Annotated in this window: 25 protein-coding genes and 1 tRNA gene; 8 read left to right on the top strand and 18 right to left on the bottom strand. The window is 68.5% G+C overall.

Annotation, left to right across the window (positions count from 1 at the left end; translation table 11 throughout):
- The first annotated feature begins 38 nt into the window (after positions 1 to 38).
- Positions 39 to 1,133, top strand: a complete 1,095-nt coding sequence (locus tag ACIQFU_RS16030) for a Ku protein (RefSeq protein ID WP_402551974.1) — start codon at positions 39 to 41, stop codon at positions 1,131 to 1,133.
- A gap of 52 nt (positions 1,134 to 1,185) precedes the next feature.
- Here ACIQFU_RS16030 and ACIQFU_RS16025 read toward each other — a convergent pair whose 3' ends face one another.
- The 11 genes from ACIQFU_RS16025 to ACIQFU_RS15975 form a co-directional block, all read right to left on the bottom strand.
- On the bottom strand, positions 1,186 to 1,818 hold the full coding sequence (locus tag ACIQFU_RS16025; protein ID WP_402551973.1) for a hypothetical protein: 633 nt from the start codon (positions 1,816 to 1,818) through the stop codon (positions 1,186 to 1,188).
- A 206-nt stretch (positions 1,819 to 2,024) separates the two neighbouring features.
- A complete protein-coding gene (locus ACIQFU_RS16020) occupies positions 2,025 to 2,771 on the bottom strand; it encodes a DUF4142 domain-containing protein (protein WP_402551971.1) in 747 nt (248 codons plus the stop codon).
- A gap of 176 nt (positions 2,772 to 2,947) precedes the next feature.
- Complete coding sequence (locus ACIQFU_RS16015; RefSeq protein ID WP_402551969.1) at positions 2,948 to 3,382, bottom strand: PPOX class F420-dependent oxidoreductase; 435 nt, start codon at positions 3,380 to 3,382, stop codon at positions 2,948 to 2,950.
- 83 nt (positions 3,383 to 3,465) lie between these two features.
- Entirely contained in the window at positions 3,466 to 4,365 is a 900-nt protein-coding gene (locus ACIQFU_RS16010; protein ID WP_402551967.1) for a DUF3152 domain-containing protein, read from the bottom strand.
- A gap of 229 nt (positions 4,366 to 4,594) precedes the next feature.
- Complete coding sequence (locus ACIQFU_RS16005) at positions 4,595 to 4,930, bottom strand: TcmI family type II polyketide cyclase (protein ID WP_011030169.1); 336 nt, start codon at positions 4,928 to 4,930, stop codon at positions 4,595 to 4,597.
- Between the two features lie 67 nt (positions 4,931 to 4,997).
- A complete protein-coding gene (locus ACIQFU_RS16000) occupies positions 4,998 to 5,477 on the bottom strand; it encodes an SRPBCC family protein (protein WP_003973657.1) in 480 nt (159 codons plus the stop codon).
- A gap of 1 nt (position 5,478) precedes the next feature.
- Entirely contained in the window at positions 5,479 to 5,748 is a 270-nt protein-coding gene (locus ACIQFU_RS15995) for an acyl carrier protein (protein ID WP_402551965.1), read from the bottom strand.
- An 89-nt stretch (positions 5,749 to 5,837) separates the two neighbouring features.
- On the bottom strand, positions 5,838 to 7,112 hold the full coding sequence (locus ACIQFU_RS15990; RefSeq protein ID WP_402551964.1) for a ketosynthase chain-length factor: 1,275 nt from the start codon (positions 7,110 to 7,112) through the stop codon (positions 5,838 to 5,840).
- Entirely contained in the window at positions 7,109 to 8,380 is a 1,272-nt protein-coding gene (locus ACIQFU_RS15985; protein WP_402551962.1) for a beta-ketoacyl-[acyl-carrier-protein] synthase family protein, read from the bottom strand. The genes ACIQFU_RS15990 and ACIQFU_RS15985 overlap by 4 nt, the downstream gene beginning before the upstream one ends.
- On the bottom strand, positions 8,377 to 8,847 hold the full coding sequence (locus tag ACIQFU_RS15980; RefSeq protein WP_402551960.1) for a cupin domain-containing protein: 471 nt from the start codon (positions 8,845 to 8,847) through the stop codon (positions 8,377 to 8,379). The genes ACIQFU_RS15985 and ACIQFU_RS15980 overlap by 4 nt, the downstream gene beginning before the upstream one ends.
- Positions 8,848 to 8,955: 108 nt before the next feature.
- Positions 8,956 to 10,158, bottom strand: coding sequence for a SchA/CurD-like domain-containing protein (locus ACIQFU_RS15975; RefSeq protein WP_402551958.1), 1,203 nt, complete (start codon positions 10,156 to 10,158; stop codon positions 8,956 to 8,958).
- A 267-nt stretch (positions 10,159 to 10,425) separates the two neighbouring features.
- Here ACIQFU_RS15975 and ACIQFU_RS15970 point away from each other — a divergent pair, with 267 nt between their 5' ends.
- Positions 10,426 to 12,246, top strand: coding sequence for an FAD-dependent oxidoreductase (locus ACIQFU_RS15970; RefSeq protein WP_402551956.1), 1,821 nt, complete (start codon positions 10,426 to 10,428; stop codon positions 12,244 to 12,246).
- Between the two features lie 336 nt (positions 12,247 to 12,582).
- Here ACIQFU_RS15970 and ACIQFU_RS15965 read toward each other — a convergent pair whose 3' ends face one another.
- Positions 12,583 to 13,101, bottom strand: a complete 519-nt coding sequence (locus ACIQFU_RS15965; protein ID WP_402551954.1) for an Lrp/AsnC family transcriptional regulator — start codon at positions 13,099 to 13,101, stop codon at positions 12,583 to 12,585.
- Between the two features lie 161 nt (positions 13,102 to 13,262).
- Here ACIQFU_RS15965 and ACIQFU_RS15960 point away from each other — a divergent pair, with 161 nt between their 5' ends.
- The 3 genes from ACIQFU_RS15960 to ACIQFU_RS15950 are packed head-to-tail and all read left to right on the top strand — an operon-like array spanning position 13,263 to position 15,192.
- Positions 13,263 to 13,973 carry a nitroreductase family protein gene (locus ACIQFU_RS15960; protein WP_402552323.1) on the top strand — a complete coding sequence of 237 codons (711 nt, stop codon included), beginning with the start codon at positions 13,263 to 13,265 and terminating at the stop codon, positions 13,971 to 13,973.
- A gap of 18 nt (positions 13,974 to 13,991) precedes the next feature.
- The gene (locus ACIQFU_RS15955) at positions 13,992 to 14,636 is read left to right on the top strand and encodes a hypothetical protein (protein ID WP_402551952.1); all 645 of its coding nucleotides are present in this window, start codon (positions 13,992 to 13,994) and stop codon (positions 14,634 to 14,636) included.
- Positions 14,637 to 14,676: 40 nt separating this feature from the next.
- The gene (locus ACIQFU_RS15950; RefSeq protein ID WP_402551951.1) at positions 14,677 to 15,192 is read left to right on the top strand and encodes a DinB family protein; all 516 of its coding nucleotides are present in this window, start codon (positions 14,677 to 14,679) and stop codon (positions 15,190 to 15,192) included.
- A gap of 85 nt (positions 15,193 to 15,277) precedes the next feature.
- Here ACIQFU_RS15950 and ACIQFU_RS15945 read toward each other — a convergent pair.
- From ACIQFU_RS15945 to ACIQFU_RS15925, 5 genes are all read right to left on the bottom strand, one after another.
- Positions 15,278 to 15,354 (bottom strand) — tRNA-Ser (locus tag ACIQFU_RS15945).
- 256 nt (positions 15,355 to 15,610) lie between these two features.
- Positions 15,611 to 16,474, bottom strand: a complete 864-nt coding sequence (locus ACIQFU_RS15940; RefSeq protein WP_402551950.1) for a hypothetical protein — start codon at positions 16,472 to 16,474, stop codon at positions 15,611 to 15,613.
- A gap of 203 nt (positions 16,475 to 16,677) precedes the next feature.
- Positions 16,678 to 16,995, bottom strand: a complete 318-nt coding sequence (locus tag ACIQFU_RS15935) for a hypothetical protein (RefSeq protein ID WP_402551949.1) — start codon at positions 16,993 to 16,995, stop codon at positions 16,678 to 16,680.
- Positions 16,996 to 17,295: 300 nt separating this feature from the next.
- Positions 17,296 to 19,182: an ATP-binding protein gene (locus ACIQFU_RS15930; RefSeq protein ID WP_402551947.1), complete on the bottom strand. Its 1,887-nt coding sequence runs from the start codon at positions 19,180 to 19,182 to the stop codon at positions 17,296 to 17,298.
- Positions 19,183 to 19,357: 175 nt separating this feature from the next.
- A complete protein-coding gene (locus tag ACIQFU_RS15925) occupies positions 19,358 to 19,885 on the bottom strand; it encodes an Eco29kI family restriction endonuclease (protein ID WP_282548240.1) in 528 nt (175 codons plus the stop codon).
- Between the two features lie 304 nt (positions 19,886 to 20,189).
- Here ACIQFU_RS15925 and ACIQFU_RS15920 point away from each other — a divergent pair, with 304 nt between their 5' ends.
- The 3 genes from ACIQFU_RS15920 (at position 20,190) to ACIQFU_RS15910 (ending at position 23,631) form a co-directional block, all read left to right on the top strand.
- Positions 20,190 to 21,500, top strand: a complete 1,311-nt coding sequence (locus ACIQFU_RS15920) for a DNA cytosine methyltransferase (RefSeq protein ID WP_402551945.1) — start codon at positions 20,190 to 20,192, stop codon at positions 21,498 to 21,500.
- Positions 21,497 to 22,261 (top strand): very short patch repair endonuclease, encoded by a 765-nt coding sequence (locus ACIQFU_RS15915; RefSeq protein ID WP_402551943.1) that lies wholly within the window; start codon positions 21,497 to 21,499, stop codon positions 22,259 to 22,261. Before ACIQFU_RS15920 ends, ACIQFU_RS15915 begins: the two co-directional genes overlap by 4 nt.
- 575 nt (positions 22,262 to 22,836) lie before the next feature.
- Positions 22,837 to 23,631 (top strand): NUDIX domain-containing protein, encoded by a 795-nt coding sequence (locus ACIQFU_RS15910; protein WP_402551941.1) that lies wholly within the window; start codon positions 22,837 to 22,839, stop codon positions 23,629 to 23,631.
- Here ACIQFU_RS15910 and ACIQFU_RS15905 read toward each other — a convergent pair.
- Positions 23,615 to 24,625: an XRE family transcriptional regulator gene (locus ACIQFU_RS15905; RefSeq protein ID WP_402552321.1), complete on the bottom strand. Its 1,011-nt coding sequence runs from the start codon at positions 24,623 to 24,625 to the stop codon at positions 23,615 to 23,617. The two genes, ACIQFU_RS15910 and ACIQFU_RS15905, sit on opposite strands and share 17 nt — an antisense overlap.
- Positions 24,626 to 24,930 lie beyond the last annotated feature (305 nt).

The following is a 24,930-nucleotide window of genomic DNA, read 5'->3' as shown; positions in this document are numbered from 1 at the left end:
AAACAGTGACAAAACGCCCGAAAGGAACGGTGCTGCACGTGCGATCCATCTGGAACGGCGCCATCTCCTTCGGCCTGGTCAGCATCCCGATCAAGCTCGTGAACGCGACCGAGAGCCACTCGGTCTCCTTCCGCCAGATCCACACGGAGGACGGCGGCCGGATCCGCTACCGCAAGGTCTGCGAACTGGAGGACCGCGAGGTCACCCAGGCCGAGATCGGCAAGGCCTACGAGGACGCCGACGGCTCGATGATCCCTATCACCGACGAGGACCTGTCCCAGCTGCCGATCCCGACGGCCCGCACGATCGAGATCGTGGCCTTCGTGCCCGAGGACCGCATCGACCCGCTCCAGATGGGCTCGGCCTACTACCTCGCGGCGAACGGCGCGCCCGCCGCCAAGCCGTACACCCTGCTGCGCGAGGCGCTCAAGCGCAGCAACCGGGTCGCGATCGCCAAGTTCGCGCTGCGCGGCCGGGAACGCCTCGGCATGCTCCGGGTCGTCGGCGACGCCATCGCGATGCACGGCCTGCTGTGGCCGGACGAGGTGCGGGCGCCCGAGGGCGTCGCCCCGGAGGGCGGCGTGACCGTGCGCGACCAGGAACTGGACCTCGCGGACGCCCTCATGGACACCCTCGGCGAGATCGACCTGGACGACCTGCACGACGAGTACCGGGAGGCGGTCGAGGAGGTCGTCGCCGCCAAGGCCGCCGGCGAGCGGCCCCCGGAGGCCCGCGAGGAGGCGGCGCCCGGGAAGGTGCTGGACCTGATGGCCGCGCTGGAGAGCAGCGTGCGGGCGGCCCGGGAGTCCCGGGACGGCGAGGAGGCCGAAGCGGCCCGGGCGGCCGAGGTCAGATCGCTGCCGCAGCGCAAGACCTCGTCCCGGCGCGCCCCCAAGGAGACCGGCGGCAAGAAGTCCACCTCGACGGCCGCGAAGAAGACGGCGGCGAAGAAGGCGGAGCCCAGGAAGTCGACGGCGAAGTCCACGTCCACGGCGGCGGGGAAGACGGCGGCCAAGGGCACCGCGAAGAAGACCGCGGCCAGGAGCACCGCCAAGAGCGCCGCGGGGAGCGGCGACAAGGGTGCGGCCAAGAGCACCGCCAAGAAGACGGCGACCCGCAGGCGCAGCGCCTGACGAGCACGAGCACAAGCCGCGCTCCGCGCCGCGCGACCCGGTGTACGGAGGTTCAGCCGAAGGTTTGCGAAGAGGCGGACGCCCGGGGTATCGCGGACGGGGCGGGATCGAAGACGGCGGGGCCGGCGGCGCCGGACTCCGTCGGAGCGAGGGACTCCGAGAGAGGATCCGTGGGGGAGCCCGCCCCGGAGTCCGCCCCGACGTCCGCCACAGAGGCCGCCCCGGAAGCCGCCCCGGAAGCCGCCGTGGGCAGGGCGGGGCTCTCCTCCAGACGCTGCCCGATCGTTTCGGCGGGCCCGCCGCCCGGAGCGACCGGGCCGCCGGACAGCTGCGACCACGCGGTCAGGGCGACGGCGACCGCGGCGGCCGTACCGAGCACCCGGCCGATCCGCCGCGCCCGGGCCCGTCCGTCCAGCTCGCGCCAGGCCGGCCCCGCCCACGTGTCCTCCGGTCGCCAGGCCTCGCCGACCGTCTCGGCCGGGCGGACGGAACCGACGGGCCGGCCGGCGGGGAGCTCCGGCCCCCGGCCGGAGAGCCGGTCCCGCGCGGAGGGCTCCCTGGGGGCGGAGGCGCGGATGGCACGTTCGTCGTCCTCCAGGAACAGCCGCCAGACGTGCTCGGGCACGGACGGCGTACCGTCCGGCTCGCCCTGGGCGCCGCCGCTGCCCGGCCCGGAAGCGGTCATGGTCCCGCTCTTCCTGTCGTCGGCCCCGGGTCGGCGAGGGCGGGAGGAGAACCCCCGCCCACCACCGGTCCCGGCGCCGGATGGTCATGGCCCGGCGGACTCCGCAGGCCGCCGCCGACCCCTAAGAACGAGCGGAGCCGGGGACCCGTTCCGCGGGCCGCAGGTCGTGACCCGGTCGTAATGGTGTTCGGGCCCCGATGCCCGGCTCAGGAGGCCGCCGGGGACGGACTGGGCGCCGGGGCGGCGGTGTTCACGTTCAGGTCGGGACGCGGCTTGAGCACCAGCACCTGCTCGTCCGGCTGCGGCGGGGGCGGGGTGACCTTCTCCCGGGGCAGCTTCGCCGGGCCGGTCTGGTTGAAGGTGACCTGGTCGTACTCGACCAGCCCGGTCTTCTCCAGCACCGTGATGTGGTCCAGGACGGTGTCGTTGGCCAGGTCCGCCAGCTGCCGCACGAGCGTGTTCTTGGTGCTGGCCCGGATGTTGGCGATGGCCGGGAAGATCTGGCCGTGGGTCACCCGCATGATGTTGACCGCCGACGAGTCGAAGTCCTTGCCGCTCTTGGCGTCCACCGTCGCCACGAAGCCCTCCTGCTGCGGGGAGGCCCGGTTGGGCAGGGTGATGCCCAGCTCGGGGGCGATCTCGCGGCACATCGCGTCGAGACCGGCGTGCCCGACGACCAGGTGCTCGCCGGCCGTCTTCATCGACTTCGTCGTACCGCGCTCCATCACCATCTCGCCGAGCGGGTACTCCCACAGCCCGGCGGCCCGGACCTTGACCACGAAGTCGCGGTCCGCCTCGGTGAGCGGACCGAACTTCGTACTGGCCACCACCCGGTTCTGGTTGCCGTCGGCCTTGTCCAGACCGAGCACGGCCGGGAAGGCCAGCGCGGTGAGGGTCAGGGTCATCGCACCGAACAGGACGACGACTCCGATCCTGCTGCGGGACAGGCGCATGGTGCCTCCAGGGGCGACGCGAGGGGACGCGCACGCGTGCTCGTGCGCGTACCGGTACGCCAGGAGGTACGGAAACGGCGGGCGGATCTATCAGCGCCGCGGCACAAAACTTGCGGAACCCGTTGGCGAGGGGCCCGCTCCCGCGCGGGCCCGGCCGAGCCCGGGGTCGCGCGGGTTCAGCCGAGGTCGGCGCCGTACACGCGCTCGACCGTGATGGTGAGCAGCACCCGGCGGTCGGACACCATCGTCGCCCGGTACTCGTCCCAGTCCGGGTGCTCCCCGGACGCGGCGCGGTAGTACTCCACCAGCGCCTCGACCTCCGGCCCGTGCGGGTCGGTGCCCGGGCCGGTGAGGGTGGCGACGCCCTCGGCGGTGGCCCAGGACCTGCCGTCCGGGGCGGTCACCTCCAGCGTGGCCCGCGGGTCCCGGCGCAGGTTCGCCGTCTTGGCCAGCCCTTCGCGCGTGGACACGCGGACGACGCCGGCCTCCGGGTCGTAGGCGGGCATGACGGGCGAGAGCTGCGGGCGGCCGTCCGACTTGATCGTCGCCAGGACGCCGAGCCGGCTCCCGGCCAGCAGGGTGCGGGGGTCGAAGCGCGGTGTGGTGGTCATGGACCGATCATCACCCCCCGCCCTGCCGGCTGTCCCGCGAACCGTCCGCCGAACGCGTGCCGCCCGGGCCGGGAGAGTGCGGCTCAGGGCACCGGGGGGCCGCTCAGGTAGTCGCCGTCCTCGTCGTAGGGCCAGGCGTTGGCCACACACCCCTTGAGGCCCTTGATCTGCTGCATCATCGCCGGAGCGGGACGGCCGGCGCCGGGGCAGGTCTCGTGGCCGTGGCCGATGCGGTGGCCGACCTCGTGGTTGACGATCAGTGCCCGGTACTCGTGGATCGGGCCGTCGAACTCCGGGGAACCCAGCACCCAGCGCTTGAGGTTGACCACGACGTCCGTGCCGACGCTGCAGTTGACCTCGCCCCGGGTGAGGAGTCCCGCGGCGCCGCAGATCCGGTCGACGGTGCCCGGCGTGGCGATCTTCACCACGAAGTCGTAGGAACCGCTGCTGACCAGCCGGAAGGAGTTGGTCCCGTCCCGGGTCCAGCCGCGGCGGTCGGCGAGCACCTCGGATATCTCGTCGGCCGCGGCGCCCGGCCGGACGTCGACGCCGTCCTCGACCAGGACCTTGTAACGGCGTACGCGGCTGCCGGTGCCCACGGTCGTGCCGTCGGCCCGGGCGGTGACGAAGGTTCCGGGTCCGGTCGCCGGAATGGCGATGGTGGAGGGGGAGGGCGAGGCCGAGGGCGACGGGGATGCCTCCGGGGACCCGGACGGGGACGGCGAGGAGGAAGGGGACGGCCTCGCGGTCGAGGCGTCCAGCGCGTCCGCGACGTCGGCCGCCTGGTCGTCCGTCACCGGCGGCCGGGTCTCCCGCCAGTACGCGACGGCCACGCCCGCGGTGAGCAGCACGGCCCCCAGGGCGAGACAGGCCAGGACCGCGCGGGCGGGTCCGCGGCGGCTGCGTCTGCGGGAGCGGGGTCTGTGTCCGGCACCGTCCGGCCCGGTTCTCCGACCGGTCCGGCGGGCGGTGGATCGGCCCACTTCGTGCGTCCTCTCTGCTGGTCGTCGGGGCACGCACAGCGGACTCCGGTGTGCTGTCGTGCCCCCAAGATCCAAGCGGACGCGCGTGCGAAAACGTCACGGTTTCCGAAGTGTCCCTTCTCACGCGGACGTTCGGCCCCCCGGTGCAACCGATCCGCCCCCGGGAACGTCTTCGCCGGGGTCGCCCGGTGGTGACCGGACGACCCCGGCGCGCGGGGACGGAGCGCCGTCAGCCGGCGGGGGTCCGCTCCCAGCGGTAGAAGCAGCGCGCCATCGCGTCCTTCGGACCGCGCCAGGTCGCCGGGTCGTACGCCGAGACGTACGGCTCCAGCCGCTCGCTGACCTGGCGGAACTCCGGGTGCCCGGTCAGCCTGCCGATGGTGGGGGCCGGGTCCTCGTCGCTCTCGATGAGGTGCAGGTACACGCCGTCACCGAACTCGAAGAGGCTGCGCCGGTTGACGCCCACCAGGTGCGGCAACTCGCCGCTGTCGGACTCCGCGAACACCTTCGCGATGTCCGGTGCCGCGCCGGGTGCCATCCGGGCGACGATCAGTGTGTGGTGCATGTGGTGTTGCCCTTCGCCGGTGTCGGTCGGGTCGGTCGGTGCCGTTCGGGGTGCCGGTCGGCCGGTGTCAGTCGGCGAGCACCGACGCGGTCCGCCGCTCGCCCGCCGCCTGCTCGATCCGGTCCCGGATCAGCGCCATCTGCGTACGGGAGTTGCGGTTGATGTTGTCCGTCATCCAGGCGTCGTCCACGGGCGCGTCCGGCTTCATCGCGAAGTCCTGCGTCCAGCGCATGACGGTGCCCTCGGCGGTCTCCGCGTACTCCCAGACGATGTTCATGTACTGGAAGGGGCCGGTCTCCACGCGCTGGGCGCGGACGGTGCGGGTGACCGGGTCGGCGACCCGCTCGGAGACCCAGCTCCACACCTTGCCGTCGGCGTCCGGGTGCATGGTGAGCCGGAAGGTGACCTTGTCGTCGTCGCGGCCGAGCACCTCCACGGAGGCGTACTCGCTGAACAGACCGGGCCACTTCTCGATGTCGTTGGTCATGTTCCAGACCAGCTCCATCGGGGCGGCGATGGTGATCTCGTTGTCGGTGTGCCCTGCCATGTCACACTCCCGTCTTCAGGGCGCCGTTGATGAGCGCGAGGAAATCCGCGGGCGTCTTGCAGCGCTCGGCCTGCTCGGGCAGGCCCAGGCCGTACCGCTTCTCCAGCTCGGCCACGATGCCCAGCAGGCCGAGGGAGTCCAGGCCGAAGGTGTCGAAACCGTCGTCGGCCTGCTGCCGGAGGGTGACCGGGTCGACGTGCACGCCGGCGGTGCGCTTCATCAGCGCCGACAGCTCCTCGACGGTCACCTCGTAGTCCAGTTGGTCGGTCATGGTGTCCTCCTTGACTCGGTTGGCCGGTCACGGATGTCCTCCGTGGCCGTCGGTGGTCGGTCGTCGGACAGGGTCCGTTCGCCCGCCGGTCAGTGGCCCGCGGGCGGCACGGCACCCCGGCGCAGGACGAGCGCCGAGTTCGACCCCATGAGGCCGCGCGCGAGGACCAGCGCCGTGCGCGGCTCGGCGGGGCGGGCCCGGCCGGTGACCAGGTCCAGGTCGTGGCACACGTCCAGCACGTGCGGGGTCGGCGGGACCAGCCCGTGCTCCATCGCGAGCACCGCCGTCGCCACGTCCAGCACCGGTGCGGCGCAGTACGCCCGCCCGGTCCCGGTCTTGGGCGCGGTGACCGGCACCCGCGCGGCGTGCGGGCCCAGCGCGTCGGCCAGGGCCAGCGCCTCGGCCCGGTCGGCCTCAGGGACCCCCAGGGCGTCGGCGAAGACCACGTCCACGTCCTCGGGCCGGCAGCCCGCCTCGGCCAGGGCGCCCTCGATCGCGCGGGCCAGCCCCTCCCGGGACTGCTCCCAGCGGCCGGGCCCGGTGAAGGTCGCCGCGTGCCCGGCCACCGTCGCCCGCACGTCGGCGCCCCGCTCCCGGGCCGCCGACTCCTCCTCCACGAGAAGTACGGCACCGCCCTCGGCCGGCGCGAAACCGCAGGCCGCGTCGGTGAACGGGCGGTAGGCGCGGTCGGGTTCGGCGGCCCGGCTCAGCTCGGGGTAACCCAGCTGGCAGACGATCGAGTACGGGGCCAGCGGCGCCTCCGTCGCGCCGCAGACCACCGTGTCGGTGCCGCCGCGCACGGCCAGCGCCGCGTGCGCCAGGGCGTCCAGGCCGCCCGCCTCGTCGGCGGCCACGACCCCGCAGGGGCCCTTGAAGTCGTTGCGTATGGAGACCTGGCCGGTGCTGGCCGCGTAGAACCAGGCGATCGACTGGTACGGGCCGACGTGGCGCGAGCCGTCGCCCCACAGGTTCTGCAGCTCCCGCTGCCCGAACTCGCCGCCGCCCGAACCCGCCGCGGTGACCACGCCGACCGAGTAGGGCGAGTCGACGTCGGCCCGGCCGAAGCGGGCGTCGGCCAGGGCGTGCTGGGTGGCGGCCAGCGCGAAGTGCGTGAACCGGTCGGTCTGGACGAGGAAGCGGTCCTCGACCGTCTCCGCCGCGTCGAAGCCGTGCACCTCGCCGGCGACCCGCAGCGGCAGGTCCGTGCAGCCCTCCCGGGTGACGGGACCGAGACTGCTCGTGCCGTCGGCGACCGCCTTCCAGTGCGCCTCGACGCCGGTGCCGTGCGGCGACACCACGCCGAGTCCGGTGACGACCGCGCGCCGGCTCCCGGTGCCGGTGCCGGTCCGCTGTGGTCCGCTCATCGCAGCCCTCCTTCACTGGCGCTCAGCACGACCGCGGACTGGAAGCCGCCGAAGCCGCTGCCCACCGACAGCACGTGCCGCAGCGTCCGCTCCCGTGCCTCACGCGGCACGTAGTCCAGGTCGCACTCGGGGTCGGGGGTCGTGTAGTTGGCCGTGGGCGGCACCACCTGGTGGGCCATCGCCAGGACGCACGCGGCCAGTTCGATGGAGCCGATCGCGCCGAGCGAGTGGCCCACCATCGACTTGATGGAGCTCATCGGCGTCGCGTAGGCGTGCTCGCCCAGCGAGCGCTTGACGGCCGCGGTCTCGTGCCGGTCGTTCTGCTGCGTGCCGGAGCCGTGCGCGTTGACGTAGTCGATCGCGGAGCCGTCGAGTCCGGCCATGTCCAGCGCCGTGTCGATGGCCCGCGCCATCTCCAGGCCCTCCTTGGTGAGCCCGGTCATGTGGTAGGCGTTGCCGAAGGTGGCGTAGCCGGAGATCTCGCAGTACACGTCCGCGCCGCGGGCCCGGGCGTGCTCCAGGTCCTCCAGGACCAGCACCGCCGCGCCCTCGCCCATGACGAAACCGTTGCGGTCGGCGTCGAAGGGCCGGGAGGCGTGCGCGGGGTCGTCGTTGTCCGGCGAGGTCGCCTTGATGGCGTCGAAGCAGGCCATGGTGATCGGCGATATCGGCGAGTCCGCCGCGCCCGCCAGGCACACGTCGACCCGCCCCTCGGCGACCGCGTGGTAGGCGTACCCGACCGCGTCGAGGCCGGACGTGCACCCGGTGGAGACCGTCTGCACCGGCCCGCGCACCCCGAACTCCTCGGCCACCGCGGAGGAGAGGGTGGCCGGGGTGAACGCGCGCTCCAGGTGCGGCTCGGCCCGCTGGTCGTCGACGTCCCAGCGCGAACCGCGCTCGCTGACCAGGACGTAGTCGTGCTCCAGCCGGGTGGTGCCGCCGACCGCCGTGCCGAGGGTGGCACCGGCCCGCCAGGGGTCCTCGCGGGCCATGTCGAGGTTCGCGTCCCGGACCGCCTCGGAGGCGGCCACCAGCGCGAACTGCACGTACCGGTCGCAGCGCTGGGCGGTGGCCAGGCCGAGCCCGTGGTCGGACGGCTCGAAGTCGCACTCGGCGGCGATCTGCGAGCGCAGCCCGGAAGGGTCGAACAGGGAGATGCGGCGCGTCGCCGTACGGCCTTCGGACAGCAGCCCCCAGAACTGGGGCACGCCGATCCCGCCCGGGGCGACGACGCCTATGCCCGTGACGGCGACCCGGCGCCGGGTCACGACACCACCTCGGCCGCGGGGGCGGGCCGCTCGTGCCCGGCGTGGCCCGTGTGCGCCCCGTCGCACGGCAGCGCGTTGCCCTCCGCGTCCTCCGTGTCGACGTGGCCCAGCTCCGGCCGCGGGGCCAGCGGCCCCAGGTGGAACACGAGCCGCGCCTCGACGTCGCCCGCGTTGCGGAAACGGTGGCGCATGTCCTGCGGGATCAGCAGCCCCTGCCCGGTGGCGAGCGCGTGCGGCACCCCGTCCAGGTCCACCTCGAGGGCGCCCTCCGTGACGTACACGAACTCCTCGGAGTACGGGTGGTAGTGCTCGGCGATGCGGTCGCCGGGCTGCACGATGGCCACGCCCATGAAGCCGCTGGTCGACCCGGCGGTGGTGGGCGTGAGGAGGGCGCGGAGGTCTCCGCCGCGGCGGCGGTTCGGCGCGATGTCGCCGAGGGAGACGATGCGTACCTGCTGGTCTGTCATGTCGTTCACTCCGGGGTGACGGGAGGAAAGGGGGAGAAGCGGGGAGGTTCCGCGCGGACCCGCGGGCACGCCGTCGGGCCCGGCCGGCCGCGCGGTCGGGGGCGTGGTTCAGGAACCGGCCGAACGCCGGTCGGTCAGGGGCGTCATACGGACCCGGGTCAGCAGCCGGGACAGCACGGCCGCGTCGGCCGGCGGTCCGTCGACGCCGACCGCGGCGGTGTCCAGCAGCCGCTCGGCGACCGCGGCGCCCTCGGGCCCGTGCAGGCCCAGGACGGCGGCGGGCTCGGCCTCGGGGTCGCCGGCCACGTCGACGAGCCGTACGACGAGGTCGTCGCGGTGGAAGACGGTGGCGGCGAGCACGGGGCCCGCCGGGTCCTGCGCGGCGGCGGCGTCCTGACGGGCCAGCAGCCGGGCCAGCTCGTCCCCCGCGCCGGCCCGCACCGGGTAGAGCAGCGCGAGGCGCTCGGTGCGCGCGCCGGACCGGTCGCCCGACCTCGCGTGGTGGACGGCCGGCATGGCGGCCCGGGTGAAGAACCGCCGGGCGGACTGCGGGTCGCCGAGGTCGCGGTCCTGCTCCAGATACGGGTTCAGGGCCTCCTCGACGGCCCGCACCCCGGGCTGCCGCGCGACGTGGCGCAGCGCGCTCTGCAGGTCGCCGCGGACCTCCACGGCCCGCACGATCCGGTTGCCGGACATGAAGAGCGAGGTGCGCAGCAGCCGCGTGGAACCGTCCACGTGGGCGTCGGGCGACACGTACCCGGACAGCAGCCGGGCGGTCTCGGCCTCGCTGCCGGGCCGGACGGTGAAGGTCAGGGCGTGCCGTACGACGTTGCCGCCGATCCGGGGCGCGGAGCGCGGCTCACCGGGTGCCGGGTGCCCGCCGTCGGTCTCCCGCAGGACGCTGTAGCGCAGCGAGCGGGTGTCACGGACGCACGTCTGCAGGGGCTCGACGGTGTCCAGGTGCTCGTCGCTGTTGACCCAGGCCAGGAAGGGCGCGGCGCTCTCCCACTCGCTGGTCAGCAGCCACTGGGTCGGGTTCTCCAGGGACTGGCACAGCTGGTCGCTGACGTGTCCCGGAACGGCCGCGACGCGGTCGCGGATGCGCTCGTAGGCGTCCAGGAACTCCTGCTGCATGCCGTCGTGGACGTCCAGCATCAGGACGACCCGTACGCGGGAACCGTCGAACGCGGATATCGACACTCCGCCCGCGTCCGCCGCCGCTGCGGCCGGCGTCGCCGTGGCCGACGTCGCTTCGGCATCCGTCGCGTCCGTGGTCGGGGCATCCGTCGCTACGACGGGAGAGACCGTCATCCGGCCCACCTCTTCTCCGGGGAACTTCTCGTGGACTGGGGCGATCGTCACTGGCGCGCGCCAGGCCGGCGGGGTGCGACGGTCGCGTAAGCACGATCGTGGGCCGTGCCCGCGGGCTCCGCGAACCAGGAGGGTTAAGCGGGTGAAGCCTGCGCCGCGGCGGGCCTCGACGGGCCGTACGGGGCATGCATGAAGGCCCCGGCGCACCCCTGTCGGACCCCTCTCGCACATCTGTCGCACACCTGTCGCACAACGGAGGACGAACCCATGAACGAAAGAGCCGACCGGTCCGGCGGCGCCGCCCCTGGGGCCGGCCGGACCCACCGCGTCCCGGTCCTCGTCGTCGGCGGATCCCTGGTGGGCCTGTCGACGTCGGTGTTCCTGGGTCGGCTGGGCGTCCGGCACACCCTGGTGGAGCGCCACGCCGGCACCTCCATCCACCCCCGGGGGCGCGGCAACAACGTCCGCACGATGGAGATCTTCCGGGTGGCCGGCACCGAGCCCGACATCCGCCGCGCCGCCGCCACCCTGGCCGACAACCACGGCATCCTCCAGGCGCCGACCCTGGCCGGCGACGCGGGGGAGTGGCTGTTCAAGCAGATCGACCCCGGAGGCGGGCTCGCCCGCTTCAGCCCCAGCTCCTGGTGCCTGTGCAGCCAGAACGACCTGGAACCCGAACTCCTCGCCCACGCCGTCGACCTCGGCGGCGACCTGCGCTTCGGTACGGAGCTGCTCTCCTTCGAGACGGACGCCGAGGGCGTGACGGCGATCGTGAAGAGCCGGGAAACCGGCGAGCACACCACCATCCGCGCGGACTACCTGGTCGCCGCCGACGGCCCCCGCAGCCCCGTGCGCGAACAGCTCGGCATCGGCCAGAGCGGCCCCGGCGACCTGTTCCACAACGTCAGCATCACCTTCCGCTCGCGCCGTCTCGCCGACGTCGTGGGCGACCGCCGGTTCATCGTCTGCTACCTGACGGACGAGAACGCCGACGGCGCCCTCCTGCCCGTCGACAACCGCGAGAACTGGGTCTTCCACGCCCCCTGGCACCCCGAACAGGGCGAGACCGTCGAGGACTTCACCGACGAGCGCTGCGCCGCCCACATCCGCCGCGCGATCGGCGAGGCGGACCTCGACGTCGAGATCACCGGCAAGGCCCCCTGGCACGCCGCCCAGCGCGTCGCCCGCAGCTACCGCTCCGGCCGTGTCCTGCTGGCCGGCGACTCGGCCCACGAGATGTCCCCCACCGGCGCCTTCGGCTCCAACACCGGCATCCAGGACGCCCACAACCTCGCCTGGAAACTCGCCGCGGTCCTCGAGGGCTGGGCGGGCGAGGCCCTGCTGGACACCTACGACACGGAACGGCGCCCGGTCGCGGAGGCCACCAGCGCCCGCGCGGCCCACCGCTCGGTCGAGCACAGCCACCCGGGCTTCGCGCCGCCGCCGGTCATGGGGGGCGGCGCGCCCGGCGGGGGCGGAGCTCCCGGTCCCGCCGGGGGTGCTCCCGGTGGGCCAGGCGGTCCGGACGGTGCGCCTCGTGGCGGCTCCGGCGGTGCGTCCAGTGCCGGCTCCGGCGGTGCGTCCCGTGCCGGCTCCGGCGGCGGGCCGCAGCGCGGCATCCTCAACGTCGCCCTCGGCTACCGCTACCCCCAGGGCGCGGTGGTCGGCGCCGACCCGGCGACCCCGGTGGTCCCCGAGGGCCTGGACCTCACCGGCGCGCCCGGCAGCCGGGCCCCCCACCTCTGGCTCCGCCGGGGCGAGGAGCGCCTGTCCACCCTGGACCTGTACGAGGACTCCCTCGTCCTGCTCAGCGACGCGGCCCAGCCCACCGGCTGGCACGAGGCGGCGACCGAGGTGGCGGCCGGGATGCGCGTCCCGCTGAAGTCCTACCGCGTGGGCGGGACACCCGGCGCCGACCTGGTCCCGGACGACGAGGAGACCGACTGGGCGCGGACCCACGGAGTGACCCGCGGCGGCGCCGTCCTGGTTCGCCCCGACGGCTTCGTGGCCTGGCGCTCCCCGGGCCCGGCCCCGGACCCGGAAGCGATGCTGCGGCAGGTGGTGGGGACGGTACTGGCCCGGACCTGAGACGAGAGGCCCCGGACCGGCCGCCGGCGGCGGACGCGGGCCGGTGCGTGTCGCGTCGGACGCGCGCACCGGCCCTTTCGCGTTCATTCGGTCATAGGGTCGTGCGGTCACACGGTCGTGCGGTCCGAAGCGGTACGACGCGGCCGCCGTTGATCAACGGCAGGCGCTGTGCGGCTCGGCGCGTACAGCCACCGGCCTGCTCCTGGTCAAGCCGGAGGCATCCACGAACTCCTGCCAACGCCCCTGGAACACAGGCCAGTCGGAGAACCCGTCCATGGTGCCACCGGGCACTGGGCACCGATCACGAGCACCGACAACGGCACCGGGGCCGTGCGGTCAGCCCCTGTGCTCCCTGTGCTCCCCGTATTCCCCGTGCTCGGACAGCCCGGACACCTCGTCGACCAGGGGCTGGACGCGGTAGGGGACCACCGCGCCGAGCGCGATGACGGTCGTGCTGCGCCGCACCCCCGGCACCTCCAGCACGAGGTCGATCACCTGCTGCACATGCCGGTTGCTCGTCCCCGCGATACGGCACCAGATGTCGCCGGGGCCCGTCACGATGTGGGCCTCCAGGATCTGCGGAACGGTCCGCAGACGCGCCGCGATGGCCTCGCGGGCCGGCTGGTCCACCTCGAACGTCGTGAACGCCTGCACCACATGCCCGAGGGCGGCGACGTCCACGTCCGGCCCGTAGCCGGTCACCACGCCGGAACCGGCCAGCCGGTCGAGCCGGGCCTGCAACGTGCCGCGCGCGACGCCGAGTTGCCGGGCGATCTCCAGCAGGCCGTCACGCGGACGCTCCCGGAGCAGCCGCAGCATCCGGCCGTCGAGCCGGTCGAGTCCTCGCCGTGCCACCGTGCCTGCCGATCTGCCACCCGAAGGGCGCCCCGATGCCGTTTCCCTGCCAGATAGGCAACGGCAGGAAGCACCTGTTGCTCATTGGTCATTCCGTGCCCCACCCTAAGTGCTCCCCGCCCCGGAGGAGCCCCGTGAGCCCCGTGAGACCCGTGCGACCGGTGAGGCAGCACACGCACCCGTTCGTCCCCTACCGGCCCGACCGGTACGACGAGGCCGAGATGATCCGGCGGGGAAGGGAGTTCGTGGCGTTCGCCGACCGCCGGCGCAGCGTGCGGTTCTTCAGCGACGAACCGGTCCCGCGCGAGTGCGTCGACCTCGCGGTCGCCGCGGCGAACACCGCACCCTCCGGCGCCCACTTCCAGCCCTGGAAGTTCGCCGTGATCGGCGACGCCGAGACCAAGCACCGCATCCGGCTCGCCGCCGAGAAGGAGGAACGGGTCAACTACGAGGGCGGACGCATCCCGCCGGAGTGGCGCGCCGCGCTCGCCCGTCTCGAAACGGACTCCGACAAGAGCTTCCTCGACGTCGTGCCGTGGATCGTGGTCTGCTTCGCCGAGAAGAGCACCGCGATGCCGGACGGTTCGCTGCGCAAGAACTACTACGTGAACGAGAGCGTCGGCATTGCCTGCGGCCTCTTCATCACCGCCCTGCACACCATGGGCCTGAGCACCCTGACCCACACGCCCAACCCGATGGGATTCCTCACCAGGATCTGCGAACGCCCCGCCAACGAACGCCCGTACATCCTCTTCCCCGTCGGCCACGCGGCTCCCGACTGCGAGGTCCCGGACCTGACCCGAAAGCCCCTGACGGAGGCGATCGCCGAGCCCTCCGACAATTGCGACAGCAGGGAGCCTTTCCTCCGATGACCGAACAGCTCGCACGCCTTGAGCGCGGCGGTCCCGAGACCGCCTCGGGCGTGGACAGTGCTGACGGAGATCATCGACGGCGCGAGGAGAACGGCGGCGGAAGAGGCCCGGAGGAAGCTGGTCCCCGGGGACCTGCTGACGGCGATCGACCGGAACGTCGAGCTGGAGTTGGGGGCCGAGTGGTACGACCACAGCCCGACGTTCAAGGGCCTGACCGGTGTCGTGTACGACGCCGAGGGTGTCCTCGTGCCTTCCAGTAGGCGCAGCAGGCCGCGCAAACCCAGTGCCGTGGCCGGCGCCCACAGGTTCGAGGCCGGGGTCAGGAAGCTGCTGCGGAGCCAGGGCGCGACGGCCGTCCCAGCGATGGTCCGCGACCTGGACGGCATCGCGAGCATGTTCCTGACGAACCTCGCCCGGGACGCGGCGACGATCGTCCGCGAGGGCGGGGCCAAACGTCTCGGTACGGTCACCCTCGCGATGGCGGGCGAACCGTCCTCGCCCCCGTTCCCCAAGGATTCCCTCGGCGCCCTGTCCACCCGCAGGGGGGACGGGCGGACCATCGGCAGGGAAGACGTCCTGGCCGCCACCACGATGCGGCTGTCCGGCGGCAGCCTCGGACGGCGAGCCCTCACCGAAGCACGCGAGGTGCGGCCCGCTCATTAACCACTCGACCGCCTCTCCGTCCTGGGAGAGACTCCCCGCGATGACGCAACGAACCGACACGCCTCCCACTTGGGACGAGCGCACACAGCTGATCACCTTCCTCGACTACGCCCGTGCCACGGCGCGCGCCAAGTGCGAGGACGTGTCCGCGGAAGACGCCCGCAGAGCTCCGCTCCCGAACTCACCGCTGATGACCCTGTGCGGGCTGATCAGTCATCTGCGGTGGGTCGAGTACCACTGGGTCCAAGTGATGTTCCTGGGCGAGGAGCCCGCGGGTCCGCTCACGCAGGCGAGCGACGACGACCCCGACCCCGAGATGCGCACAGCGGTCGACATCCCGTTGCCCCGGCTTCTCGCCGAATACGAGGAGCAGAGCGACCGCTACCGCCGCCTGCTGTCCGACCACGACTTGGACGCAAGGGCCAAGCGCCCCATCAGCGACGGCCGTCACGTGGACCTCCGCTGGGTGATCCTCCACCTCGTCGAGGAAATCTCCCGCCACAACGGCCATCTCGACATCGTGCGAGAGCTCGTAGACGGTCACACCGGCGTCTAGACCCCCGCACACACCTGCACATACGCGAAGACCCCGGCCTCAGCGCTTCCGCTGGTGACGGGGTCTTCGGGCACCTCATGCAGGGTGCCCCCGGCAGGATTCGAACCTGCGCACACGGCTCCGGAGGCCGCTTGAGTCTTTCGTAATGGAGCAGGTCACGGCACTGGGCGTGATAGCAGCGGCGGGACCAGTCCACACACAGTCCACGGACAACTGAGCAACGCTCTGGAGGTTCAGTCCAGAACATCTCTGGGGCTGCCGTCAGTTAGTCCGGCGATCGCGGGGGGTCTTGATGGGTGCTTCCATCCGGTCTCGTTGATGTCAGCCTGACCGGGCCATCCGAGGACTGTGTTGCTCCAGAGCCGGCCTAAAACAGCGTGTTTGTGAGGAGGGAATAGGTCTACGACTGGTCGCAGAACTACGGCAAGAAGCCTTTGTCGCTCTGGCTGTCCCAGTATTGTGCGCTCGGTACGTCCAGTACAGATGACGAATCCCGGGTGGAGTAAAATCCCTTGCTCGGATCATAGAGTGGCCACGTGCTCTGCTCCATCGGCAACAACGGGCGTCCAGTCATGTGAGGTCGGATTTCACCCGTTCCGGCAGCGGGCCACATCACTTGAAAGAGCACGGTGTTCAAATGCTGGAAAGATTTGCCGAGTTGTGGCGCCCCGCCAATGCTGTCGTACTTTCCATTCTTGATCATCGTTTCTAGTATTTCAAACGGTTCCATGTCGATCTCTTCATCTGTTTTTCCAGAGTCCCGTAGGCGTTCATATGTGAGCCTCATTGCCTCCTTTGTCGCGTCCGTGTCATCGCCGACGAAGCAGACGCGATTCTTCTTGAGCGTAGGTCTGAACGTGAACCTTTTTGCCTTCTTATCAAAGCTGAGGACCCATGCCGCGATCGTGGCAGTTTGCCAGTCGAATCCACCGATTAAGAAGAAGTTGTCTGGATCATCGGGGTATTTCTCGTTTACTGGTAGCCCGTGAATGGACGAATAAGACTGTTGAAAGACTCGCAACACATGTGCTCGCAACTTCCCAAGTGGAAGCCTCCTATCTAGACTCTGAGGGTAGGCCTCGATGGCGCGAATCATCTGATTCATCAACGGATAGGCGTACTTAGTGTTACCGGCAAATGAGAACAGAGCGTCAGACCTCGGAAGCTGGAAGACCTTTTGGGCGTGATCATTACGGTCGCCGCCACTCAGTCTGCTGTCAGAAGCGAACACCAACTCGCTGAAGTTCCCTGCTTTTCTCACAAACGCAACCACGAGTGTCATAATCCCGTGACTCTCCTCGCCCTTTTGGTGCTGTGTCAGGGGGGCATTCCGTGTGGCGCTCCCGGTACCTATCAGAAGCAGGCCTGAAAGTTCGTCACGAGCACCCCATTAGGAGTTCGATCCGAGCCTGCATGAACTGCCGCCGACTGATGTGGTGGCCGGACAGGGGTGTGGGTGTGCGTTTCTGTCCAGCGTCATTGTTGTCAGCCGTGGATGTCAGGGACCTTCTGTCCTTCCCTCCTCTGGAGAGAACCGCAGCGCTCGCACGGCCGATAGCTGGCCGTCCGAGCGTCGCCCAGCAGCATCCAACTGGCGTCACTCAGCTGCCGGCCTTCGCCAACCATGAGCCCGCATTGCTCGTCGCCATGGAACACTTCGCGGCTGGCTGGAGCGCTCGCGCGCACCAGCACTGCGGGCTCGCCGGACCGGTTGACCCCCTCATCGGCGTAGCACTCCTGCATCCACTGCGCTGCGTCCTCCTTGCCGAACCCGTCCGGGTACGGCAGTTCCCTTCCCTGCATCCCAACCCCCAGCCGCTACTTGGCCTCAGTGCCGTTGCGCTCGACAGCAGGTGTACATCAAGTCGTTCTTCTTGCGCGCCGCTTCAGTGAACTTGGCACGGCGACCGTTGGCTCACAGATCGGCGACTCAGTTAGGCCTAGGAGTGACGCTAGAGACACAAAGCTCTGGAGGGCGTTACGGTCCTGGATGTTTGTGCCGGTCACAGGCTCTACGGTGATCAGCGCAACGCAGCCCTTCCACGCATAGTCCGCACTGCGTCACAAGCACTTGCCGACTAGAGGTGCGGCTGGCCGCAACCGTCAATGCTGCTCGGTTAGCTTGTCCAGGAGGTCGGATAGTGCGATCACGAAAATGTTCCTGACGCCAGCGCTCTGTAGCGTTGCCAGGTGCGTTACGCCGTGGAATTGGCGGGATGCGGAGTCGTCCGCTCGCTGAAAGGTGATCTCGTCTCCCCCCTTCTCAGTAGATGGGCGGCCAACGGTCCAGCAAACGAGGAACTTCATGTCTTCCCACCGCTTTTTTCCGGTGAGTAGGTCGTCGAGCAGCGAGTCGCCTGTGAGTTTGAACTCTGCCACTCCCGATGAGTCACGGGGGTCAATCTCGTGTTCGCCGGGAAGCTTCTGTACTACGATTTCACTGACCTCGTTGGGCACATAGTCGAAGTACGAATCGTAGTAGTCGAACCCACTGAAAAAAACGGGTCTAAAGTGGCGAAGAATGCCAAGCCCTACAAGTTCACCGAACAGAGCGATAACGTCCTGCTCGCACTGGGGCTCCGTCTGAAAAGAGATCTGCGGGTAGCCAGGGATCACTGAGTTGGTGAGAGCCAGCTGCCTTCGCTCATGGGCTTTGACGGCTGGCAGCACGTACCCTTCTAGAGGAGCGTTCGGCCGCTGCTTCGACGGTCGAAGGAATGGCTTGCTGAGAGTCGCTACTTCATTAGCGATACGGTCTTCGGAGAGCTGCAGGAAATCGTGAAGGTCCGGCGGGAAATCTTTCCGTCCCATGTCAGGCTCTACACCTCGGAGCTGATACATCAACCAGGTCCGGTCGACGTTGAATCCGCGATGCGTCAGTGTGACTTCACGACTCCACGACGAGATCATGCCATCTGTCGCTACGCGCAGTCTCGGGGCGTGTAGAACTCGATTTTTCGGAGAATTCCAGAGTTCCCCAAGCCGGTCGCGATATTTAGCGCTGTTGCTGAACATGGCGTACACGTGTACTTGATGTTGGTCGATGTACTCATGCACTTCCTGCACGGTCGTGAGATTCTCCCCTACGTCCTGCTCGCTGAGGAGGGTCTTCAATTCGTTCGGCCCAAAGGTGATGTAGCAGGCGTGGTAGGCCTTGTTGTCCCGTGCGGCAGGATGAGTTCTTCTGCTACTGCGGAACCAAGCGTCCAAATCGAACACCTTCAGCGAGGCGTCCAGGCCTTTGTGGGGGTAACGGAACTGAGTGTCCACGGAGATGCGCTTTTTCTTGGCATCTGCGATGTACTCCAAGGATGCGACCAAGTCCCGCTTCTTGCGGACTTGTGGAGGCTCTACGATGCCAATGGCTGTCTGGTTCTGAAGCGCTACCGTGGCGAATTCCGCAGTCGGAAATGCCCGCTTGAGTTCACGAGGCTCTGTTCGCGGACCAAGTGCGATAGTCACGCGCGTGCCATGTGAGGGGAGAGTACCTTCACCCGCCTGAAGGTGCTCCAAGTTCCCCTCAGGTGGTTCGGCGTCTGACAGCTCGTCAGCTATCCAACTGCGCCCTCCCTCCAGTCGAACGCGGTAGTGTTCGCCGGTCAATGTTTTGCTCTCAAGCTCGAAAAAATCAAACCCGTAAACGAGGAAGGTCATGCCGACGCCCTTATGGCCCCGGACCCATCCCTCGTGAAATGCCTTCCTCTTGGTACCGATATCCGGAGCGAGATACTTTATGATCTCAGTGGTGGAGATACCTCGCCCATTGTCGATCACTGAGATTCTGTTTTGGTCAGTGTCCAGTACTACGGTCACTTGTCCAGGTCCGTCTATGCCGTCTGCGGCGAGTACTTCATCGACCGCGTTCTGGATCGGTTCCGCTATGACGTCGGCGGCGTTGTGGTAACTCTTGATGATGTTCGTTACGCGTTGCTTAATCCACGCGTTCTGCACTTCCTCCGACAAGGCCGAAAGAGGCTGAATCTTCGCCAATTGAGCTCTCCCCCAAGAGTGCACTGGGTCCAGTGCTGAGTTCACAAGTACGCAACGACATACTAGGCGCCGGGAATCGGCAAGGTGCCAGTTTCCTGGAAAGTCACTGTGCGGTGTCGGTTCCGCGTCGACCAACACCAACCCCGGTCGTCCCGTGGTTAGCCTGCCCGCATGCTCACTCCATCGGGATGCCTGGTACGACGGGCGTCTCCTTCTGCTGTGCCCAATGGGCCCTGATGCGAGCCCGAGACTCCTCAGCGGACTGCTTGCTGGGGGTGGGCATGCGATCTGGGCTGGACCAAGGCCGGCCAGGGTGCAACTCGTCCCACGGGGGCCGAGCTTGATTGGTCCTCTTTCCCCCGGGAGCGTGGTTGCCGAACCCATCGACGAGGGTGTTCCACACCGGACGGAACTGACGGATCATGAGCTGCTCTGCCAGAGAGACGAAGAAGTCAACTGCGACAAGGTAGCGGACACCAAAGTCCTTAGCGTCCAGGTCGCTGGCGTGCTCTAGCGATGCCCGGTGCTCGTTTATGCGGGCCCAGAGCGGAGCCTGATCCTCCTCGGACGTGGTTAGCCCCTTGCGGCCTCCCTTGTGCACCGCCTTGCCGACGTAGATAGGTGTGCGGCACCCGTCAGCGATCGGTTGGTACAGCTTGTGGGCACCTACGTAGTAGATGGCGTAGATGCCAGCGCCATACATTGGGGGGACGTCTGTGATGACCACCGGCCGCATCCGAAGCATCTCCGCCTCGATGCTGCGCCCCAAGTTCTCGAGCTTGAGCGGATCGTAGGGCTCGGGTCGTGCGGCGATACGCCTCCAGTCGCCACGGGACGCCCGCTGCTGCCCTTGTACCTCGAAAAGCCCATCGGACACTGAAGTGCCCCCTCCCCTGACCGGCTTCGGATGTTGCGTCTCGCCACTCTAGTGAGTGCGTTTCCCGAGGTGAGCGAGCTGTCTCCCGAGTCACTACCCAAGATCAAAAACTCCGCGGTATGCTTCAGGCATGCTTGAACAGGGGAAACGTAAGCCCAAGAGCAGGACGTCTGTGGAACTCTTCGCGGGCGGAGGCGGCCTTGCCATGGCCGTTCACAACGCCGGCTTCCGGCCGCTCCTGGTCAACGAGTTCGCCAAACGGGCTCTGGAGACGCTCACCGAGAACGGGGCGACGCTCCGTGACCCTGAGGACACGTCCATGCCCAGGCCGGGGAAGGGTCGCCGAGGGTGCCGCGCTGAAGGATGGCCTCTAGTGCCGGGTGACGTGCGCGGCATCCCTTCGTTCCAGTTTTTGAAGGACGCCGACGTTGACCTCCTCGCCGGCGGCCCGCCTTGCCAGCCGTTCAGCCTGGGCGGGGTGGCCAAGGGCGACGAGGATGAGCGGAACATGTTCCCGGAAATGTTCCGCGCCATCCGCGAGATGCGCCCCAAAGCGGTCATCTGTGAGAACGTGCGAGGACTGCTACGTCCCTCGTTCAAGCCGTACTTTGAGTACATCAAACGAGAGATGAGCCTCCCGTTTGTTCAGCGTGGTGAGGGCGCCACCTGGGAGGATCACGACGAGGTCCTCCAAAAGCTGCTCGTAGACGGTTCGGTGGACCCGTCCGAGCGCTACGACGTCGTCCACGTCCCGGTGAACGCGGCCGATTACGGTGTGCCACAAATTCGACAGCGTGTGATTATCGTCGCGTTCCGTGCGGATCTTGGTGTGGAATGGTATAAGTACCAGCCGGAACCTGAGTACTCGGAAGCGGCCCTCATCCACTCCATGCACGACGGAACGTACTGGAAACGGCACGACGATGTTCCCGGTATCGATGCGATCCGAGAACGAGTTGTGGCCACCTTGCCGCCCCTCTCTCTTCCGGACGGTAAAAAGCCGTGGCGTACACTACGGGACGCGATTTTCGGTGTAGATGGGAACGATCCGCTTCCCCCGCTGACTGCGGAGGAAGTGCGCTGCAGGATTGTGGTTGATGATGTTCTTGACCACATGGGCTGGCCGGGCGCCCGTGTCTATACCGGTCACACGCCGAACGAGCTAGATCGCCCAGCGAAGACCGTCAAGGCTGGCGTGCATGGAGTCCCGGGGGGCGAGTCCGTAATGAGGCTCGACGACCCCACTTTCGACGGTACCGGTTACCGATACATGACCGTACGCGAGACCGCCCGCGTGATGACCTTCCCCGATGACTGGAGGCTCGCCGGACCGCGCGGAGAGAAGATGCGACAGCTCGGAAACGCTGTGCCCGTCCGGCTTGGTGAGGTCTTTGCCAGGGCTGTCAGGGCTGCGCTCGATGGCGCTGAAGGGCGGGCATGACCGAGGTGACCGGTACCCAGCACGGTTGGAGTGATCGACTCCCGCCGGAACGGGCCTGGAAACCGAGACCAGGCATGTCCCGTGCTGCCCGGTCGGCTGAGCAGGACCGTGCTGCTGGAGGTCGCCATCGCCGTGCCATCGCGCTAGGCGACGGCCGGCGGGCTACCGGCTCCATCGCCCTTCGGGTCTACCATCGCACTCGTCGCATACGGGCGTATCTGCGGTGGTCTGAGCAAGGGCGAACACGCGAACGCTACGTCGGTGAGGTGAATTGCGGTACTCGTGCCGCGAATCTTATACAAGCCTGGACGATGGCCCGTGACGCTGACCTCGTTCAGGACGAGGTACTGCCCCCCGGCTCTAAGGCTTCCTCTACAGCCGTTCGTGCCGTGATGAAGGCTAATAAGGGTCGCGATACCAAGCCGGAACGGCTTCTTCGTTCGGTTCTGTATCGCCAGGGCCTTCGTTACCGAGTCAATGCCCGACCACTACCTGATCTTCGACGCACGGCCGATCTTGTCTTCCCCAAGGCTCGTGTTGCTGTCTTCGTTGATGGGTGTTACTGGCACGGCTGCCCTGACCACTACCGACCGGCCACTCAACGCTCTGATTTCTGGAACGACAAAATTCAAGGCACTCAAGTCCGCGATGCCGACACTGATGCCCGTCTGCGGGAGCAGGGCTGGACGGTGGTGCGAGTTTGGGAGCACGAAGCCGCTGATGACGCGGCGGCTAAGGTCGTCGCAGCTCTTGAGGGTTAGTTAGTTGCATGGGTGCCGGGCCAGCATGCCCCCGCGGCCGGCGTAGCGACTTTGGCCAGGAGCTGCTTTGGCGCGAGTGATCATGGCCCCGTAAGCTTGCGGCGAGTCGGGCAGTCTGTTGACCTGCCCGTTAAAGCACGACGTTGGGGCCATGATCTTCGAGGCTCGCGCCAAAGTGGCTGGCTAAAGTCGCGGAGCCGGCCGCCCCAGCCACGACGAGTTCTAACCTCCTTGGGCCTTGCCAGTCCAGCCCCGGCCTGGTCTTCGCCCCCTTGTGGGCGCGGGCGGGCGCCGCCGTGCGGCCCCGGTGACGAAGGCAAGGAGGGGCGGCGCGGCGGCGCCCGGCGGCGCCGCCGCGCTGTGCGCGGCACCTTCGATCTCCGATCGGACTGCTTGCAGCTCCTGGAGGCCGGGAGGGAAAGCGAGCGCAGCGAGCCTTGATGAAGTAGGGAAAGTTCTACCGCGCCCTCGTCTGGTCGCTGATGGTCCACGGTTGTCTGCCTACTCACGTGAGTAGGGCCCGGCTACAGTTGTGTGGTCGACATAACCCGGACTGCAGGGAGTGTGCTCAACGGATGGGACCGAAGTCGGAGCGGGTCTACCGCACGATTCGCGAGTGGATCACGACGGGTGAGTACCAGCCCGGGGTCAAGCTCCCGTCCGAGCGAACCCTGTCCGAAGAGCTGAGCATCGGGCGTACTGCGTTGCGTCAGGTACTGGCCAAGCTGGTCTCTGAGGGCGTCGTCGAGGTGCATGGCCGTAGCTCGTATCGCGTTCCTGACCGGTCTGCCGTCACCGAGGCTCCGACTGATGTTGAGCCGTGGAAGATCCATGGTGAGCGGACGCTGTACGACAACCGTTGGGTGAAGCTCGCCCTTGTGGATGTCGAGCCCCCCGGCGTGAAGCGCTTTGAGCATCACGTAGTGCACCTCCACCACGTGGCCATCGCTGCCGTCATCGATGATCAAGACCGCGTCTTGATGATGTGGCGGTATCGCTTCGTCCCGCAATCCTTCGGCTGGGAGCTACCCGGCGGGATCGTTGACGAGGGGGAAGGGCCGTTGCAGACGGCCATGCGTGAGTTCGAGGAAGAGACCGGCTGGCGGCCCGACTCCTTGGAGCACGTGGTGACCTATCAGCCGATGGTCGGCATGGTGGACTCTCCGCATGAGATCTTTGTGGGCCACGGGGCGACGCTGGTTGGCGAGCCGACCGACCTTGAAGAGGCCGGACACATCGCATGGGTGCCCCTTGCCGACATCCCCGGCCTGATGGCCCGCGGCGAACTCATGGGGTCGGGCACCTTGGTCGCGCTGCTGCACGTCCTCTCCTCTCGGGGCGCCGGCGCTTCGCCTACAACTGCTGCGTAAGCTGCTCGATCCGTCGCCGATGACGCACTGAGCCGGTCCTGCTCGCTACAAGGCGAGCCTGCCGCAGGTGCTCGTGCGCTTGGTCGTACTCGCCCCGAGCAAGATGCGCTTGCGCGAGGTCACAGCGCAGGCCGGCTGATGCCCGTATGAATGTCGGGTCGGCCGTTTCCAGCGCGGTGTATAGGTTGCTCACCGCGTCGTCGTCGCCGATCAGTGCAAGTGCGTTCCCCCTCCACCTGGCCAGATGCCCTGCGTTCAGGAAGATGCTCAGCATGTCCGGGTCGCGTGCTTCCTCTCCTGGCGGCAGGTGGCTCGCCGCCCTCTCAAGCGCCCGTTGGCACTCGTCCTTGAGGCCGGCGCGGGCGCAGATCTCAGCTTCGGCCGCGTACAGCCAAGCCGCGAGTCGCGGGGACATGCCCGAGCCTCCGAGTCGTTGCGCGTCCCGTATCAGCTCGACTGCCATGGATGGGCGTCCGGCGTCGCAGAGTACGTATGCCTGCTCAGCGGTGGCGTGTGCCAGATACATCGGCTCTTCGGCTTCCTGGGCCGCCCGCTTGCCCAGCTCGTAGTTCCGCCAGGCCCGTTCAACGGCGCCCACGTCGAGTGCTTGCCACGCTGCCAGGGTCGCTGCCCCGGCGAGTGCCCGGGCGACCGGCCGTCGCGTTTCGGGGAGTACGGCGAACGTGAGAGCGTCCTCAAGAGTCGAAAGGTGTGCGGACACCTGGTCGACGAGGCTCGCGGCACCTAACTGCCGGTCCATGGTCCGGAGTAATTCCGTCTGATCCATGAACGTCTCGACCATGGTCAGGCTGACGCTGCGAGCTGCGTCGATGCGGCCCATGAGCTCGTCGTATCCGTCGGCAACGGGGACGGCGGCAGCCGCTTCCGCCCCGCCGGTCAGCTCGTCGTCTGTGACGCCCAGTAGTGCACGAAGGATCTTCGCGTACTGCGCTGAGATGGGGCGGCGGTCGTTCTCCCACTCCGAGACGTACACCTTCAGGCTGGCGGTCGACGCAATGGTGAGAAGGTGCCGGCGAGCGTGGCGTTCAATCTCGTGGATCAGGCGCCCCTGAGACCATTCCCGCGCGATTCTCGCTGCCTTGAGTCCGTTCATCGCTAGTGCCGCCCTGCGTATGGGTGTTGAGCCGTAACAGCAGCATGCCTCACATCAGTGCAGGTCGGCAGGGGTTAACAGGTCGCCGGTTAAGAAGCCATCTCATTTGGTCAGTCTGCGGTAGCAGATGAGTGTGCAGGCGATGCTGGTGAAAGCGAGGAAGTGGTCGGCTTTACGTTCGTAGC

This window comes from Streptomyces sp. NPDC093065, from assembly GCF_044754585.1.
In the GTDB taxonomy this organism is placed as follows: domain Bacteria; phylum Actinomycetota; class Actinomycetes; order Streptomycetales; family Streptomycetaceae; genus Streptomyces.
Note: the sequence above shows the minus strand (reverse complement) of the source record. Positions and strands in the feature narration are given on the sequence as shown.